The sequence below is a fragment of the Shewanella sp. SM23 genome (genome assembly GCF_025654295.1).
Classification (GTDB): domain Bacteria; phylum Pseudomonadota; class Gammaproteobacteria; order Enterobacterales; family Shewanellaceae; genus Shewanella; species Shewanella oncorhynchi.
Genome location: NZ_JAKKRM010000010.1, coordinates 66,726 through 83,230 on the forward strand (window position 1 = coordinate 66,726; position 16,505 = coordinate 83,230).

General features: G+C 46.6%; 17 protein-coding genes. 9 read left to right on the top strand and 8 right to left on the bottom strand.

The annotated features are described in order from the left end of the window. The first annotated feature begins 62 nt into the window (after positions 1 to 62). The 4 genes from L5L98_RS13540 to L5L98_RS13555 all read left to right on the top strand — a co-directional run bounded on the left by L5L98_RS13540 (position 63) and on the right by L5L98_RS13555 (position 3,332). Positions 63 to 956 carry an ABC transporter substrate-binding protein gene (locus L5L98_RS13540; protein WP_411569211.1) on the top strand — a complete coding sequence of 298 codons (894 nt, stop codon included), beginning with the start codon at positions 63 to 65 and terminating at the stop codon, positions 954 to 956. A 50-nt stretch (positions 957 to 1,006) separates the two neighbouring features. Next, entirely contained in the window at positions 1,007 to 2,023 is a 1,017-nt protein-coding gene (locus L5L98_RS13545) for a FecCD family ABC transporter permease (protein WP_028761552.1), read from the top strand. A 10-nt stretch (positions 2,024 to 2,033) separates the two neighbouring features. Then, complete coding sequence (locus L5L98_RS13550) at positions 2,034 to 2,873, top strand: heme ABC transporter ATP-binding protein (RefSeq protein WP_263141638.1); 840 nt, start codon at positions 2,034 to 2,036, stop codon at positions 2,871 to 2,873. Positions 2,874 to 2,987: 114 nt separating this feature from the next. Beyond that, positions 2,988 to 3,332 carry a DUF2956 domain-containing protein gene (locus tag L5L98_RS13555; RefSeq protein ID WP_113939881.1) on the top strand — a complete coding sequence of 115 codons (345 nt, stop codon included), beginning with the start codon at positions 2,988 to 2,990 and terminating at the stop codon, positions 3,330 to 3,332. A 46-nt stretch (positions 3,333 to 3,378) separates the two neighbouring features. Here L5L98_RS13555 and L5L98_RS13560 read toward each other — a convergent pair whose 3' ends face one another. After that, the gene (locus tag L5L98_RS13560) at positions 3,379 to 3,900 is read right to left on the bottom strand and encodes a hypothetical protein (RefSeq protein WP_263141641.1); all 522 of its coding nucleotides are present in this window, start codon (positions 3,898 to 3,900) and stop codon (positions 3,379 to 3,381) included. 875 nt (positions 3,901 to 4,775) lie between these two features. Further along, positions 4,776 to 6,314: a leucyl aminopeptidase family protein gene (locus L5L98_RS13565; protein ID WP_263141643.1), complete on the bottom strand. Its 1,539-nt coding sequence runs from the start codon at positions 6,312 to 6,314 to the stop codon at positions 4,776 to 4,778. On the opposite strand from L5L98_RS13565, the gene L5L98_RS13570 reads away from it, so the two are divergent. From L5L98_RS13570 to L5L98_RS13585, 4 genes are all read left to right on the top strand, one after another. Further along, positions 6,306 to 6,482 (top strand): hypothetical protein, encoded by a 177-nt coding sequence (locus L5L98_RS13570; RefSeq protein WP_173496936.1) that lies wholly within the window; start codon positions 6,306 to 6,308, stop codon positions 6,480 to 6,482. The genes L5L98_RS13565 and L5L98_RS13570 overlap by 9 nt on opposite strands. 51 nt (positions 6,483 to 6,533) lie before the next feature. Beyond that, a complete protein-coding gene (locus L5L98_RS13575) occupies positions 6,534 to 7,994 on the top strand; it encodes an aminoacyl-histidine dipeptidase (RefSeq protein WP_263141644.1) in 1,461 nt (486 codons plus the stop codon). Positions 7,995 to 8,238: 244 nt separating this feature from the next. Next, entirely contained in the window at positions 8,239 to 8,793 is a 555-nt protein-coding gene (locus L5L98_RS13580; protein ID WP_028761558.1) for a cache domain-containing protein, read from the top strand. Between the two features lie 95 nt (positions 8,794 to 8,888). Further along, positions 8,889 to 10,535 carry a methyl-accepting chemotaxis protein gene (locus L5L98_RS13585; RefSeq protein WP_263141647.1) on the top strand — a complete coding sequence of 549 codons (1,647 nt, stop codon included), beginning with the start codon at positions 8,889 to 8,891 and terminating at the stop codon, positions 10,533 to 10,535. A 153-nt stretch (positions 10,536 to 10,688) separates the two neighbouring features. Here the strand turns inward: L5L98_RS13585 and L5L98_RS13590 are convergent, their stop codons facing one another. Continuing rightward, a complete protein-coding gene (locus L5L98_RS13590; RefSeq protein WP_263141649.1) occupies positions 10,689 to 11,621 on the bottom strand; it encodes a DMT family transporter in 933 nt (310 codons plus the stop codon). A 92-nt stretch (positions 11,622 to 11,713) separates the two neighbouring features. Between L5L98_RS13590 and L5L98_RS13595 the strand changes: the two genes are divergently transcribed. After that, a complete protein-coding gene (locus L5L98_RS13595) occupies positions 11,714 to 12,613 on the top strand; it encodes a LysR family transcriptional regulator (protein WP_263141650.1) in 900 nt (299 codons plus the stop codon). A 28-nt stretch (positions 12,614 to 12,641) separates the two neighbouring features. Here L5L98_RS13595 and dinB read toward each other — a convergent pair whose 3' ends face one another. From dinB to L5L98_RS13620, 5 genes are all read right to left on the bottom strand, one after another. Then, positions 12,642 to 13,718, bottom strand: coding sequence for a DNA polymerase IV (gene dinB / locus L5L98_RS13600; protein WP_263141652.1), 1,077 nt, complete (start codon positions 13,716 to 13,718; stop codon positions 12,642 to 12,644). A gap of 203 nt (positions 13,719 to 13,921) precedes the next feature. Next, positions 13,922 to 14,389: a bacterioferritin gene (gene bfr / locus L5L98_RS13605; RefSeq protein WP_011918791.1), complete on the bottom strand. Its 468-nt coding sequence runs from the start codon at positions 14,387 to 14,389 to the stop codon at positions 13,922 to 13,924. Between the two features lie 9 nt (positions 14,390 to 14,398). Beyond that, entirely contained in the window at positions 14,399 to 14,872 is a 474-nt protein-coding gene (bfr, locus tag L5L98_RS13610; RefSeq protein ID WP_006080475.1) for a bacterioferritin, read from the bottom strand. 253 nt (positions 14,873 to 15,125) lie between these two features. Beyond that, a complete protein-coding gene (gene nqrM / locus L5L98_RS13615) occupies positions 15,126 to 15,350 on the bottom strand; it encodes a (Na+)-NQR maturation NqrM (protein ID WP_105250019.1) in 225 nt (74 codons plus the stop codon). A gap of 15 nt (positions 15,351 to 15,365) precedes the next feature. Then, entirely contained in the window at positions 15,366 to 16,412 is a 1,047-nt protein-coding gene (locus L5L98_RS13620) for an FAD:protein FMN transferase (RefSeq protein WP_105250020.1), read from the bottom strand. Positions 16,413 to 16,505 lie beyond the last annotated feature (93 nt).

Genomic DNA, 16,505 nt, shown 5'->3' on the forward strand with positions numbered 1-16,505 from the left:
AAAAAGGTTCCAGAGTTCAGCGTTATCAACATAAGCGCACATATAAGACATTAAAAAAATTGATGTTTTTCACATCAGCACTTACGGCCTTACTATCCTCAAGCGTTTTTAGCGCTGAACTGAGTGCCGAGCCAGAGATAAGACTCGTGAGTGCGGGTACAGGAGTCACAGAGCTCGTGCTCGCCCTCGACGCAGGCAATGAACTAGTTGCCATCGACTCCACCAGCTATGTGCCTGAAAGTTTGAGCCATGTGGCTAAGCTTGGTTATCACAGAATGCTCTCCGCCGAAGGCATTATTGCCCTCTCCCCTACGCTGGTTGTCGGTTCAGATGTGATGGGACCTGAAACCACACTAAAGGTATTAAAACAAGCGAATATCCAAGTCGTGCAATTACCCGCAACAAATGATGAACCACAACTGATGAACAATGTGGATACCTTAGGTCACTTACTCAATCGCCAAGAACATGCGGTTAAATTAAAACAAGATTTACATCAACAACTGCAAAGCTTAGCGGGTAAAAAACAACAAGTGCGCGATGCGGGCTCTCAGCCAAAAATTCTCTTCATGCTGTTACAAGAAGGCCGCGGTGCTCGGGTTGGCGGTAAAGGCACAGCCGCAGATACTATTATCGAGCTGTCTGGCGCACAAAATATCGCCGAGTTTGATGGCTACAAAAGCATGTCTCAAGAAGGGATTCTGTCCTTGCAGCCCGACATTATTTTGCTGTCAAAGCGTAGCGATAAACCCACAGATCAAACTAATGCACAAATTGCTCAAGAACTGTTGAAAGAGATGCCACTACTCGCCCATACCCCAGCAGGTGAAAACGGCCATATTCAAACACTAGCACCGCAAGCCCTTCTCGGTGGTTTAGGCATCAGTGCCATAAGCGCCGCGGATACGCTCGCCAGCACATTGCTCAAGCAAAACCATTCACAAACGCAGCGATGAGTACAGTTAGCACTAATTAACCCCAGATAAAAATAGAAAGGATATTTGAGATGTTCCTCAACCGCTGGCTCTGGCCGAGTCTAGTCACACTGTTAGCCCTAAGCGGCTTACTCTCGGTCAGCACTGGCCCTGTTAGCATCAGCTTTGTCGACGCCCTAAATGCAGTGTTCAATTGGGCTACCCAGCAAAATATCGGCAATATTGCGCCCCACGAGCAACTAGTAATCAACAATGTGCGCTTACCACGGACATTACTGGCGTTAGCAGTAGGCGCTACGCTCGCACAGTGCGGCGCGGTAATGCAGGGGCTTTTTCGCAATCCCTTAGCGGATCCCGGTATTATCGGAGTGTCATCCGGCGCAGCACTTGGCGCAGCCATCTGTATCGTGCTGTTACCCAACGCGAATCCGTTGATGATCCCCATCAGTGCGTTTGCATCGGGATTAGTGACCACCCTTATCGTCTACCGACTCGCCAGCAGCCCAACAGGTACATCGGTCGTATTATTACTTTTGTCGGGTGTTGCCATAGCTGCGCTGGCAGGCGCAGGAATAGGTGTTCTCACATATCTTGCCAACGACATGGCGCTACGTGACTTAACCCTATGGCAAATGGGATCGATTGCAGGTGCGCAGTGGCTATATGTCAGTCTGTGTCTTGTGACCTTAGCGCTACTGAGTTGGCGATTCCACCAAGATGCGGCGGCACTTAATGCCTTGCTGCTTGGCGAATCCGAAGCACGCCACTTAGGGATAGATGTCGATAGGCTCAAACTTAGGCTTATTTTGCTTTGCGCCTTAGGGGTTGGCGTAAGTGTAGCTGCAACAGGAATTATCGGCTTTATCGGCCTCGTCGTGCCGCATTTAGTGCGCATGATGTTAGGCCCAGATCATCGCCAACTGCTGCCCATCAGCGCACTTTTAGGTGCAGCCCTATTGGCATTGGCCGATATCGGCGCGCGCGCTTTTTTACCGCCTGCCGAGTTACCCGTTGGACTCGTCACCGCGCTCATCGGTGCGCCTTTCTTCATCTTTTTACTACTGCAACAGCGCAGTAAGCTAATCTAAGCGAGTTTTTATGGCTGCAACATCCTTTGCAAATCAACCATCACAATCGACAACTTATTCAGCCAAGGCGCAATTTGATCGCACCCAGCTCAGCATTTGTCAGCTCGATGTCAACATCGGTCCAAAAACCGTGCTCAGTGATATTAATGTACAGTTTCAATCGGGTGCAGTAACAGCCCTACTCGGCCCAAATGGTGCGGGTAAATCCACCCTGCTTAAAGCCCTTTGCCAAGAAATCAGCACACCAAGGCAAAGTATACGGCTAGGCCATAGCCAACTGGCGGATTGGCCTAGGAGCGAGCTGGCAAAATCCTTAGCTGTACTGCCGCAACACGCCAGTCTCACCTTTCCCTTCACTGTGTCAGAAGTCGTAGCAATGGGCTTATATCCCTTAACCATCAGTAAGATAGAAGGAGATGCGTTAGTTGCCGAGCAACTGGCGCAAGTGGGCTTAACCCATCTGGCTAAGCGCAGCTATCCAACCCTCTCAGGCGGCGAGAAACAGCGAGTCCAACTCGCCAGAGTCTTAACTCAACTCAGGCAATCGCCGTTTCCACCCGTACTATTACTGGATGAACCAACATCGGCGTTGGATCTTGCCCAGCAGCACAGAGTACTTGAATTAGCCCAAAACTTAGCTCACCAACAAGGCTACACTGTAATAGTGGTACTGCATGACTTAAACCAAGCAGCGCGCTATAGCGATCAATTAATTGTGTTAAAACAAGGGCGAATAGTCAGTGAAGGCAAGCCATCCGATGCACTGTCGGTTGATACCATTAGGGAAGTATGGGACTACGAGCCCGTATATATCCCCGCCCCACAGGGTGGACATCCACTGATTTTTTAATGGAAAGAAGATATTCATCTTACGTTTTTGAGGTCTAATGTGGGTATAATCGCTGCGTTTACACTTTAGCTATCACCTTTTAGCCACAGCCGCATTAATTCAGGCAGAGCCAAGATGAAACCCACTATCTCGACAGAAACTCAACAAGAAGCACTGGTCGCAGCCAAAGCCACCCAAAAGCCGGGCCAAACCAAAGAGCAAACTAAACTCATTGCCCAAGGGATTGAAAAAGGTATAGCTGAATATAAAAAGCTGCAAAAAGCCAAAGCTCGCGAACGGGATAAAGCACGTAAACAACAGTTGAGAGCAAAATCTCGCACAGTTAATGACACTGATGAACTAGAGGATTCAGACGAGTTATTCGAATCTCAACGTCAGTTCACCACCGCGACTTGGATTGCCATAACGCTTTTACTATTAAGTTGGGTAGGGTTTGCCACATATATCTTTGCAGATTAAAAGCTATGATTTATATATAAAAATTAAGACATCCATATATCACTTGTTAGGCAATATCCTCTAATACCTTACACACATCATTAATTGAAAAAATATTACCGTTAAGGCTTGCTCGGTCTTTTGATATATTCAGAACGAGCCTGAATACGTTGTTCGCATCAGGATAACGGGCAAGCTTTAAAATGATGTCATCACCACTTTCTTCTGCAGACCGAAAATCCCAGCCCTTCCCAGATAAATCAAAAAGCACTTCCGCCGTTTCAGTATTGATTAACACTGGCGCATAAACCCAATGCGACATTCGCATCTCACTGGGGTTGATATCCAGTGTTAACTTACCATTTTGAAAAAACAGCTTAGTGTCCATAAACAGTCCCTGAGTAACAAGTTTCACAAGCGATAGGCCGATAGCTTGTATATTGAACCCCATATCCATTTGTTGTCCATACCGCATCACTTCTAACACGAACCGTTTACGCTCATTACCATCAGGCAAAACCGTTAAACGCTTAAGCGAAAAAAAGACAAAAAAAAGCCTGCTCAATGAGCAGGCAAAGACATATTTCAAGCGTCCCTTTCGGGGAAGTACATTACCGCGCTAGCGGGAAAAACCTGGCATATTCATGCAAAAACATCAATATGCTACTTGAGTCTAAACACGCCAAAAAAGGCGATACAAAGGTTGATGGATGATGGAAACTTAAACTTTAAGGAGGGTTAGGCCTTAAAGCTCATGGCGAATAAACCGCCACGCAAAACATCAGTGTTAAACCAAGTGTTTTGCCAATAAATATGGTTGTTGCCTGTATAAGACATAGTCAATACTCCTAAATTAGTTGTGATTAAGTACTCTAGTGAAGCTTGGCTCGGTTCCTTGGAACTAGAGATTCTCATATCCGTTGAGACGACTTGTCACTCAGGTCCTTGGAGAAAAATATCCATCCTGGATAGACTAGAGAGGAAAGGCATAGTGCCTAATCCACGAAAGCAATTATATGGATTTGTAGTTTTATTACAACCTTTATTTGTATTTTTTTTGATTAAGGCTTTTTAATGTAATTAAATTACACATTTATAGTGAGGTTAATGGCGACCTGCTTCACAGAAAAACAGAAATAACCCTGTAAATATCTAATAAATAAGATATTACAGAATTATTTCTTTTTGTTACTAGGGCGTGTTGACGTTTCGAGATTAAATTTTGTTCGCTCTGGCAAGCTCGTGATCGCGAAACGAGGAGTGACGTGTAGTTATTCTACTCAAATGACGAGTGACAAAGAGCAAGAGCTTGCCAGACGAACCCTTCGGGCAGCGTTTGGCTGGCATTTCTGCTGCGTTATCGCCCGTTTATGTAGAATAACTACACCGCACGGGCTTTACCTTGCATAAAAGCCAGCCAACTCGCTGCAAAAATAACCCTGAAACGTCAACACGCCCTACCCGTTAGCGATTGATCAGATATTGATACAAGCCCACCAGCGGACTCGCTGTAGGTTTGCCGTAGAGCGGATCACCTTCTGTTGCACTGCCTGCAATATCTAAGTGTGTGTAAGCCAAGGGAATAGGGGCATTAACCCCATGATCAAATAGCCCCGACGCTTTCAGTAAAAATGCCGCGGGATACTGATGTCCACGGGCGGTAATCGATGATGGCGCATTATTGGAAGATAATATTTCAGCAGCGCCTGACACATCGCGGATCTTAGCGAAGTCTTCAGGGCGTAATGTAGACACTTCAAAGGGCTCACCCCATTGAGTCGCCTGCTGCTGTAAAGTGACAGCGCATTGCTGTGAACTCGCCACAGAGTTTTCCACCGCCGCGGGATAGCTGCCATAACAACGCACGACATGACCTGTGAGTGTTGCTACCGAAAACATCTCAGGCTTCACCGCCGACACGGCTTTGATACGTAAATGGCTCAGTAAATCCGCCAGCACTAAGCGCCCTTCGGCATCCGTATTACCAATCCGCACTCGCACACCCGCATGGCTCGTAATAATTTCATCGGTCACGAAGGCTTCGCTGCCTATGCTGTTACGCACTAAACCTAACTCGGCAATCACTCGAATACCTTTAGGCTTGAGCATTGACAGAGTTTTAAATAAACCCGCCACGGCAGAAGCGCCGCCTTTATCACGACTCATACCCGCCATAGCGCCGCCGACTTTCAGATCGGCGCCGCCGGTATCGTAAATCACGCCCTTACCCGCAAACAGGAAAGTGCGAGTCACTTGACCCTCTGGCAGATACTCTAGTTTCACCACGCGAGGCTGATGACGACCGACAGCAAAAGAAGAACGCGCCACGGCGCTGAGTAGCGGATAATCACGCTCTAAAATATCTCTGTCTTCTACCACTGCGGTTTTGATCACGCTGCCCGCTAAGGATTGCAAACAATAGTCCGCAAAGGCTTTAGCCGACATGCGCTCAGGTTCAGTACCACACAAATCCCGCGCTAATACGCGGCCCGCTTCTAAGGCATTGAGCAAATTGCTGTTATGGGTTGATGAAGATAATAACCCTATGGCCTCAAATGCAGGCGTTAAGCCAGTCGCTTCACGCAGCTCTAAGGTTTGCCACAGTTCTTGACCGCAGGCTAATGCTGCGACTTCAGAGGCAAAACTAAAACGTGAGTCCTTCGATGGCACTACATATAACAATGGACGTTTTGCACCTGCGTCTTTTGCAATGGCAATCGCCGCCCTTGCAGCATTGGCATAGACTCGCACGTCCACATACTCGTCATTCACTTGGGTGACAGGGGCAATGATCAAACGCCCTCCCGCAAGCCCTGGGGCAAACAGTAATATCGGGCTCTTACCCACGCGCTTATCCACGTGGGCACCGTGCTGAGCCAATAAACCTATCTCATCAAAACCGATAGAATCCAGATCGGGCGTCACCACCACAACCGCATCCCAGCCTTCACCATCAAAAATGGCATTTTCTGCTTTTACATCAACGAAGTTAACTTGAAACATGACCCATCCTTTTTCATTATTGTGCCTGCATTATTCCCGCTCTATCGCTTAATTACCAATCTAAAAGTGCTACCGACACTCCCAGAAAAAATCGAACTGGAAACTTTGGCTGCCAGCTCACCAAAAGCCTGTGACGCTGAGATTATTTGGCTGCACAGAATGTGGTAGAATGGCCACAAATTTGCCCTATACTCACAAGACCTTATGAGGGACACTCAAGTGACAGCCTTAAGTCAGTTATACCCGCAGCCATTATGGCAATGGTTCGAACAAATTTGCGCGATTCCCCATCCATCTAAGCATGAGCAAGCCTTAAGCCAGCACATTCAAGCGTGGGCTAAAAGCAAACAACTTGCCGTCGTTGAGGATGCCGTTGGCAACGTGATCATCCGTAAGCCTGCGACGCCGGGTATGGAAGATCGTAAAATCGTGGTTATTCAAGCCCATATCGATATGGTGCCACAAAAAAATGCCAATAAAGTGCATGATTTTACTAAAGATCCTATCGAAGCTTATGTCGATGGCGATTGGGTTAAAGCCAAGGGCACAACCTTAGGTTCAGATAACGGTATTGGCATGGCATCGGCTTTAGCCATTTTAGGCTCTGATGATATCAAGCACGGCCCATTAGAAGTGCTGCTGACGATAGATGAAGAAGCGGGCATGACAGGTGCTTTTGGTTTACAGGCGGGCATGTTAGACGCTGACATTCTGATCAATACCGACTCAGAGCAAGAAGGTGAAATCTACATGGGCTGCGCCGGCGGTGTCGATGCTCAAATCACCCTGCCTATGGTGTGGCAAGCCTCTGAGCAAAGTTACTCAGCCTTTAGCCTGCACTTATCTGGCTTAAAAGGGGGTCACTCTGGGGTGAACATTCACTTAGGTCGTGGCAATGCCAACAAGCTATTGGCGCGTTTCCTCTTTGAAAACGCAGATGATTTAGCGTTGGAGTTGACCCAATTTAGCGGCGGTTCACTGCGTAATGCGATTCCACGGGAAGCCAACATCAGCTTTATGTTGCCAGAAGAAAACGTCAGCGCCTTAAACGAAAAAGTCGCTGAGTTTGAAGCGCTTATCCGCACCGAACTCGCCATTGCCGATCCCGATATGCGTTTAGTGTTAAACACTATCCCAACACCAAAACGTGTGATGAGCGAAAACAGCCAAAATACCCTGATCGATTTGCTGCATGTGTGCCCGAACGGCGTGATCCGCATGAGTGATGAAGTCGAAGGTGTGACTGAAACCTCGCTCAACGTTGGCGTTATCAGCACTAACGATGAAGAAGTCACTATCCTGTGCCTTATCCGCTCGCTGATCGATTCTGGCCGTACTCAAGTCGAAGGCATGTTAACTGCGCTGACCAACTTAGCCGGAGCCGATATCGATTTAAGCGGTGCTTACCCAGGCTGGAAGCCAGATAACAGCTCACCTGTAATGGCGATAGTGCGCGAAACCTATCAAGATATTTACCACAAAGAGCCAGTGATCATGGTGATCCATGCGGGTCTCGAGTGTGGTCTATTCAAGAAACCCTATCCAGACATGGACATGGTCTCGATTGGCCCCACCATTCGCTATCCACACGGTCCAGACGAAATGGTAAACATCACCACAGTCGGCCAATATTGGACATTATTATTAGCCGTACTCGAGCGCATTCCAGTCAAGGCTTAATGTTCTAACCTTACCCTAGCTCACTCAATTCAAGGCCATATCTGCTCAAGTCAGATGTGGCCTTATTTTTTACCGCGGATTCTATTTGTGTAGAAATGCTATCGATAAAATTTTTATGAAAGAACTGAATAACTTGAATTTTCTACTATAGTTGTTCTGTCTGACCCTAACGTATTTTTGCTTATCGCGCTTTTAGAGATAACCGCTTTCCCCTTCAATACTGTGACCTTAAGGAATAGAGATCATGAAATTTGGTAAAATCTTGTCAGCCGCTGCACTACTGCTCAGCAGTAACCTCAGTTTCGCCGAAGAAGTCCCCAAAGCCGTTATAGACCTAGCCGATTCACTGATGCCATTAGGCAGAGAAGTGGTACTGGTGAATGCCGTTAAAGCGCAAAATGCCCAAGGCAAAAGCTTAGATTCAATCAAAACATTAGATGAAAAATGGATTGCCACCGCAGGTATTGATGACTTTATGTCATCCCTGATGAACAACGAAGCGGCCAAGTTTCTCACGACCTTCGAAGCCAGCAAACCTTACTACCAAGAAATTTTCCTCATGGACAATCAAGGCGCGAACGTCGCCATGATCAGTAAAACTTCAGATTATTGGCAGGGTGATGAGGATAAATGGCAAAAATCATTCGCCAATGGCAAAGGCGATAAACACATAGGTCCGGTCAAATTTGACGAGAGCTCCCAAGCCTATCTAGTACAAATTTCTATTCCAGTGATGGATGGCGATGCTGCAATTGGTGCTATCACGATTGGGATCAACCTAGATCAATTTGGACTCTAATTACCAGAGAACGCCAGTGATGGGCTGCATCCTCTTACCACAGAGGTTATTGCGGCTCTCACCTTTTCAGTGCATCAATCAAGGAGGGCGTGACTATGGAATGGTATAAAGATCTATCCGTTAATCAGAAACTGACTTATCCGAGTCTGCTACTCGCTGGCGTAGTCATCTTCGCCTCTTCAACTGGTATTTTAGGACTCAAAGCCTTAAATCACAGCGCGAATACACTCGCGCTTGAATACTTACCTAGCCAATCTGAACTCCTACAGGCCGATAAAGAGCTTTATCAAGCTCAAGTGGCCGAGCGCAGCCTGATGTTTGTTAACGTGGGCACAGACTCTTACAACGACCTTTTAAAGCAGCACACTAATAGTATCTCTCTGGTTAAAGAACATATTGATAAGTTTGCCGATGTGACCACAAGTCCCCTCGCTAAAGATAAGCTCAATGAATTGAATCACAGTTTCGATACTTGGCGAGCGACAACCACAGAAATCAGTAATCAACGCACCCAAAATGGCCGTAACGGTAGAACGACGGCGATTGATCTTAGTTTCGGTCAAGCAGCAACGCAATTCGAGCAACTACACCAGAACATTAATCATTTAATCAATGATTTAAATAGTAATACTACCGCAGCGATAGCCCAAGTAGATGATGATGCCAATCATGGACAACAGATGCAGTTAATTGCCTTAGCCATCAGTCTCTTGATCTGTATACTCTTTATCGTTGCACTGCCTAAACTCATCAGCAAACCGCTGGCGGTTTTACTCGCAAAAATCCACGACATTACCGATGGTGATGGCGATTTGACCGAACGAGTCCACTTAACCTCTAAGGACGAGCTTGGTGATCTTGCCAAGGCATTCAATCATTTTCTCGATAACTTACATGGCATTATCTCGCAATTTAAACAATCTACATCAGAGCTCAACACCGCTGCCGAAGGTCTAGCCAAAACCAGCGCATCAGCAAAACATACCTTGATGGATCAACAAGCTGCAACCCACAGAATCGCCGATGCCAGCGATCATATTGCCGCATCAGTGCAAGAAGTATCAGTCAGTGCCAGTCATGCCGCCGATGCCGCTAAACAAGCCGACGTATTTACCGCCGACGGTCAGGCAAGAGTGAAAAAAACCATCAATGTGATTCGTGAACTTGCGGGAGATGTGGGCACGGCAGAAATGCAGATCAATAAACTCGAACAGGAAGGCCAACATATCGGCCGCGTGCTCGAGGTGATTCAAGCCATTGCCGAACAGACGAATCTATTAGCCCTTAACGCCGCAATTGAAGCGGCGCGCGCGGGCGAACAAGGACGCGGCTTTGCAGTGGTTGCCGATGAAGTGCGATCCCTTGCCTCTAAGACTCACCAATCCACCGAAGAAATTAAATTAATGATCGCCAATGTGCAAAATGGCACTCAAAGCGCTGTGGCAGCGATTAATATCGGTAATGAAAAGGCTATCTCAAGCGTAGAAGCCGCCAGTAATGCCGGTGAAGCCTTAGCGCATATTGCAGAAATGGTCAGCCAAATTAGTGAGATGAATAATCAAATCGCCCTAGCAGCTAAAGCGCAAACCACTATGGCCAACGAGAGTCATCAAAATATTCAACACATTGCCGAACAGTCGGAGGAGAGTCTACGAACCACTGATGAAATCTACGCAGCAAGCGTACAACTCTCGTCAATGGCGAGTAATCTCACTGCGCTGGTCAGCCGCTTTAAACTGTAATTTGTTGAGAGTGAAAGCTTTTATATAAGTTACCTTTTGTAAATCAGTGATGTTTGAAAGGTCCCCTCAAACGAATAAGGGAGCATAAACCTGTCGCAGTGATTATCTGAATTCAGGTGCTCCCTTATATTTAAACAGCAAAGCTAGCACAGATTAGCAGCGCTTAACCACTAAGCCTCTTGCCGCGCGTAGGTTGACTAACATAGGTAACATCAACGCAAGGATCACTATCAGCATCCCTACCAACTGAATTTCCGTCACCGCCTGCCCCATGGCTAACGCCGTTAATGCTGCAAAAACGGGCACGAGATTAAAAAAGATCGATGCCTTAGCGGGGCCAAGCGCCTTAACACCGTTAATCCAAAACAGATAACCGAGCACAGTGGCGAACAAACCTATGTAGAGTACGCTAGAAAAAGCCGTTGCCGACAGTTCCATCAACTCCAGCCAAGGGTGAAACTCACCTCGGCCAAGCCCAACCACGGACATGGACACACTGGCAGCTATCATACTCAGCAAGGTAAATGGCAACACAGGCAACCAATAGCCGACCCGTTGCGAACAAATGGTATAACCACTCCACGCCAACATGCCGGCGGCAATCATCACATCACCTTGGTTAAAACTAAAGTTGAGCAACTGCTGCACACTACCGTTTGTGATCACTAGCAGTACGCCCGCCAAACCGCCCACTAAGCTGAACACTTGTTGTCTGCTGAGCCATTCACGCTGTAATAGCGCGTTGACGATTGAAGTCACCAGCGGACTGAGCGCCATAATCAAGGCGCCATTGGCGGCAGAGGTGTGCTGCAGGCCATTAAATAACGCCAGATTTAAGCCGCCCACACCAATCACGCCTACTAGCGCTATGACAGCGTATTGCGCCAAACTCAATTTAGGCCAAGCCTGACGAGTAAAAACGATATATAACGCTAGAGTCACAGCCGCAATGGTAAAACGCCAGAAGACGAGGGACTCTCCTGACATCTCCTCCAGCACTCGCTTAGCAATAGGAAACACACTGCCCCAGCTAAAAACGCAAATCAGTAGACAAACGAATGTCATGTAAGGTGTATGGGATTTCATATCGTCCTCTAGGGAGGTAATTGGGATTGAGCTTAGTTTATAAGTTTCATATATTATTAAAACGCACAAGATTGAGAGCTTAAATTCCAAATATGAAACTTAATTATTCCTTAGACGATATGCGCTTATTTTGGGTGGTGGCACAGCAAGGGAGTTTTAAGCTCGCGGCGCAACACTTAGGCATTCCACCTTCAACCTTAAGCCGTCGAATCAATCTGTTAGAACAATCCTTAGGTCTGCGTTTACTGCACAGAGACGCCCATAGAGTCAACCTTACCGCCACAGGTCAGCAGTATCTCGAACGCTGCGGCCCGCTGTTTATCGAGTTAAACCAGGTATCTGGTGAGTTGCATGCGGATAAACATCAAGCGGTTGGTAAATTGCGGATCTCGGCGCCCATCAATACAACCTATCGCTGGCTAGGTGAATCACTCAACGCCTTCCAACGGCATTATCCCAATATTGATATCGATTTAAGTCTGTCGAACATGAATATCGATGTCAGTGAAAACGCCATCGATATCGCCTTTCGAGTGGGCGAACCTAAAGATCCCGATTGGATTGCAAGGCCACTTACCACGATTAGCTTTGTACTTTGCGCCAGCACATCGGCAACGCAGTGGCATGCGCTGCAATCGATTGAAGCGCTGGATCAGCATCCGGTTATCATCGCCAAGCCCACAAAAACGTGGTGTTTACAGCACAATAGCACAGGGCAAAATGTCGAGTTTGAACCAAGGGGGAATATCAAACTAGCCGTCGATGATATGGCGATTGCCTGTCAGGCCGTGGTGGCGGGGCTTGGGATTGGACTCATACCCATCAGCATGGCGAGTGAACAGATACGAAGTGGCAAACTCATTCAAATACTGCCCGAGTGGCAAGGTATTCCGCGCACCGCCTACTTGATGTATCGCGATCGGGACAACCTGCCCTTACGGGTCAGACTGTTAATTGATTTTATGCTGGCAAATCCACCCGAGGCTTATTGAGCCAATATAGGCTATTGTGCTCCACCCACTAGAGTGCTAAATCCAGCTGGGTCAGGCCGTTTAAGCTTGTGGCGACGACAAGAGTAGAATCAGTAAGGCCAACTGAAATCCCCAATAGACGAATGCCGCGGCCTTCTTGCCTTTCCATAGCCAGTGCGAGTAGCTCATAGAACATTACAATCGAGACTTCATCGCTCCGGTGCTCAATTGTAGTCTGCTTGAAATCGTTAAACTTAAGTTTGACCACCTGTTTATGTATTTTGCGTTCCTTAGCACTGCGACTTAAACGCAACGACAGTTCTTGGATCAAACTCGGCATCACCTGCTGGCACTGCTCTAAGCTATAAATATCCTTTGCTAACGTGGTTTCAACCCCCACTGATTTGCGCTCTCTGTCGGCAGAAATACCCCGTTCATCTATGCCTTGGGAACGCTCAATCAACACGCCACCAAACTTACCGAATCGCGCTAAGAGCTCAGGTTTAGAATAAGCTTGCACATCACCACAGGTATTGAGCCCGAGCGAAGAGAGCTTTTCGGCGGTGACTTTACCAACACCGGGAATTTTACGCAGCGATAAGGTCTTAACAAACTCAGAAAGCGTCTCTGGCGTAATGACATATTGGCCGTTTGGCTTATTCAGATCCGAGGCGACCTTAGCTAAAAATTTTACTGGCGCGATACCCGCCGATGCGGTTAAACCCGTTTCGGCTAAGATATCGCGACGAATCGCTTGGGCAATCAAGGTCGCAGAGCCCTTATATTGTTGGCACTCACTCACATCCAAATAAGCTTCATCTAAGGAAAGCGGCTCAATTAATTGGGTATAGCGAGAAAATATTTCACGAATTTGTAGCGACACTTCTTTGTAAACCTGCATCCGGCCTGGTACTAAAATCAGCTCAGGGCACAACTTAAAGGCATAAGCCGTTGCCATTGCTGAACGAACACCGAATTTACGTGCCTCGTAACTACAAGTACTGATAACACCGCGACGGTCGCTACTCCCCCCCACGGCTAAAGGCTTGCCGCGGTACTCAGGAAAGTCGCGCATTTCCACAGCAGCAAAATAGCAGTCCATATCAATATGAATAATTTTTCGCACGTTGAATTCCTCCAACGCCAAAATACTGTATATAAAAACAGTAATCAAGTGTTCCTGATAGATTTGGGGCCAATAAGATGTGGCCTAGCGCTGGAAAAGAGAACAAGACAAGTGTGAGGAACAACAGACATGCTTAATAACTGAGTTTCCTAGGCCATTACACTCAGTGGCCTAGGTATTTACTCAACCTAACAATCTAAGGCTCACATCTTAGTTTGCAGGTAGTTTTGCAATCCAACACGGTCAATAAGCCCAAGTTGTTTTTCGAGCCAATACATATGGTCAGACTCTGTATCGTCGAGTAATACTTCGAGGATTTCGCGGGTCTGGTAATCTTGCTTCTGCTCACACAGTGCAATCACTTTGCGCAAATCGTCCGCGACCTTGTATTCATAGGCAAGATCATTACGTAGCATCTCTTCTACATCTTTACCTATGTTCAATGCCTCACGGGCGGCAACATTGGGTGTACCTTCGAGGAATAAAATGCGCTGCACTAATTTGGCTGCATGGGCTTTCTCATCATCTGACTCATGGGCGATACGCTCATAGAGTTCATTCAGGCCCCAATCTTCGTACATATGGGCATGGACAAAATACTGATCCATTGCCGAGAGTTCTCCCGTTAGGAGTCGATTTAACGCATCGATAACGTCTTTATCGCCTTTCATATCTTGCTCCTATTGGTCGCTAATTTGCGATTGTAGATAATTTTGAATACCGGTTAGCGTAATGAGCTCTTGCTGCGACTCGAGCCAATCTAAGTGCTCTTCTTCGTCTTCGAGAATATCTTCCAGCAGATCGCGGCTCACATAGTCCTGTTCGGCTTCACACAAGCTGATCGCATCACGCAGCAATGTAAGCTGCTCTTGCACCATGGCCAGATCGCAGTCGAGCATCTCTTGGCTATGTTCACCAATGCGAAGTTTTTCGAGTTGTTGCAGATTAGGCAGACCTTCCAAAAACAGCACTCGCTCGATGAGCTTATCGGCGTGCTTCATATCTTGGATGGATTTTTTGTATTCGACGTGGTTTAACTTCTCTAAGCCCCAATGTTTAAACATGCGGGCATGGAGGAAATATTGATTGATGGCGGTCAACTCACAGGTAAGCACCCGATTCAGTTGCCCAACCACTTTAGGATGACCTTTCATAAGTTACTATCCTTGGTAAGCGTGAAAAGATTGATCTAAATCAAGCTTCTAGCCTAGTACAATTTATCGACCAACTCAAATTATCTTTATATTTCACCTACTTAATGATGAAAAGCATTCTCATTCCTGCTTAGATTAACTTGCTATCCCACTCTAATCCCAAGGATAAATCTCAAATGATTAACCCGTGTAAGAAAATACGAGGCAAAAAAATAGCCCCCTAAATTGAAGGCTATGATCGAATCAAGACTATTTAGATAATGCGGTCTTTCGTTAACTTCTCACGACGCGCTTCTTCAGCGGCCATACGACGTTTACGTTTGTCACAAGGGTCATCACAATCACACGCTTTCTCAATCCCTAGAACACCTAAACCGCCACAACTTCCTTCAACGGCTTTGCGCTTGATGAGATAACCAATCGACATGAGCAAAAAGAAGACTAACAAGATCACAAATGCCGCAATAAAAGAGGTCATGGTTTACTCCAAAAACTAAATAAGGAAAGGCTTGAAGGCGTCGCTGTAATAGACCTTAAATCCGTCGCCTTGCTTTTCGATTAGCATTATCGCCAAGTGTTCCTTCTTGGCAAGCTCCAATGATGCTTCTGTGCCCAAAACCATCATGGCCGTCGCAAAACCGTCGGCCGTCATACAATTTTGATGCAATACAGTCACGGATGCTAACTTATGATTTATCGGCAAACCAGTACGCGGATCGATTATATGCGTAAAACGTTGGCCGTCTTCTTCATAATAATTACGATAGTCACCAGAGGTCGCCATCGCCATAGTACCAGGTGCAATAACCTGCTGTACGGCTTCAGAGCCATCATTGGTCGGTTGCTCTATAGCAACACGCCAAGAGCTTCCATCACCTTTGGCACCTTTGATACTCAGTTCGCCACCGATTTCAACTAAATACCCTGTCGCGTGGTATTTATCAAGAATGGAAGCGATCTTATCAACCCCAAATCCCTTCGCGATTGATGATAAATCTACATATAAATGGGTGTTGTGCTTACTTAGACGGTTGCCTTCAATGGAAAGTTCACTAATCCCTGTTTTGGCTTTAGCCGCATCAATATCAGCCTGTGTCGGAACTTTCGTTGGACGCTTATCAGGTCCAAAACCCCACAGATTAACTAAAGGACCTAAGGTAATATCAAGTGCCTTATCCGTCACTTGATATAAACGTATTCCCTCTTGCACCACTTTTATGGTATCCGGTGAGACTTCAACACTTTGCTCCAATGGCAATTGGTTGAAACGGGATAATTCTGAATTAGGCCGATACGTCGACATCTGGTCATTGACTAGCTCAAGGGCTAAATCAATCTCCGCTTGAAGTAACTGCGCCGTCGGCATCTGCTCATTCGGAACGACTTTAATGTGATAAGTCGTGCCCATAGTGCTGCCGGCCAACGAAATGACTTCGTTTTGCTTAGAACAGGCTGAAACAAAAAAGGCCAGTCCCACGAGGACTAGCCAGTTAAATGAATACTTTAACGCTGAGGTATTGATCTTTAAGGTCTGAAACATAGTGACCTACTACTCTTATTTGGGCCCTTAAATGCAAAAGTTGCAGATGAAAGGTTAACCTCAACATCTGCAACTTTTCTATCTAGGACTAAT

Excerpts from the sequence above, each read along its gene's own strand:
- L5L98_RS13540 (WP_411569211.1), top strand. The coding sequence starts at position 63 with ATGTTTTTCACATCAGCACTTACGGCCTTACTATCCTCAAGCGTTTTT.
- L5L98_RS13545 (WP_028761552.1), top strand. The coding sequence starts at position 1,007 with ATGTTCCTCAACCGCTGGCTCTGGCCGAGTCTAGTCACACTGTTAGCC.
- L5L98_RS13550 (WP_263141638.1), top strand. The coding sequence starts at position 2,034 with ATGGCTGCAACATCCTTTGCAAATCAACCATCACAATCGACAACTTAT.
- L5L98_RS13555 (WP_113939881.1), top strand. The coding sequence starts at position 2,988 with ATGAAACCCACTATCTCGACAGAAACTCAACAAGAAGCACTGGTCGCA.
- L5L98_RS13565 (WP_263141643.1), bottom strand. The coding sequence starts at position 6,314 with ATGTTTCAAGTTAACTTCGTTGATGTAAAAGCAGAAAATGCCATTTTT.
- L5L98_RS13580 (WP_028761558.1), top strand. The coding sequence starts at position 8,239 with ATGAAATTTGGTAAAATCTTGTCAGCCGCTGCACTACTGCTCAGCAGT.
- L5L98_RS13585 (WP_263141647.1), top strand. The coding sequence starts at position 8,889 with ATGGAATGGTATAAAGATCTATCCGTTAATCAGAAACTGACTTATCCG.
- L5L98_RS13590 (WP_263141649.1), bottom strand. The coding sequence starts at position 11,621 with ATGAAATCCCATACACCTTACATGACATTCGTTTGTCTACTGATTTGC.
- L5L98_RS13595 (WP_263141650.1), top strand. The coding sequence starts at position 11,714 with ATGAAACTTAATTATTCCTTAGACGATATGCGCTTATTTTGGGTGGTG.
- bfr (WP_011918791.1), bottom strand. The coding sequence starts at position 14,389 with ATGAAAGGCGATAAAGACGTTATCGATGCGTTAAATCGACTCCTAACG.
- bfr (WP_006080475.1), bottom strand. The coding sequence starts at position 14,872 with ATGAAAGGTCATCCTAAAGTGGTTGGGCAACTGAATCGGGTGCTTACC.
- nqrM (WP_105250019.1), bottom strand. The coding sequence starts at position 15,350 with ATGACCTCTTTTATTGCGGCATTTGTGATCTTGTTAGTCTTCTTTTTG.
- L5L98_RS13620 (WP_105250020.1), bottom strand. The coding sequence starts at position 16,412 with ATGTTTCAGACCTTAAAGATCAATACCTCAGCGTTAAAGTATTCATTT.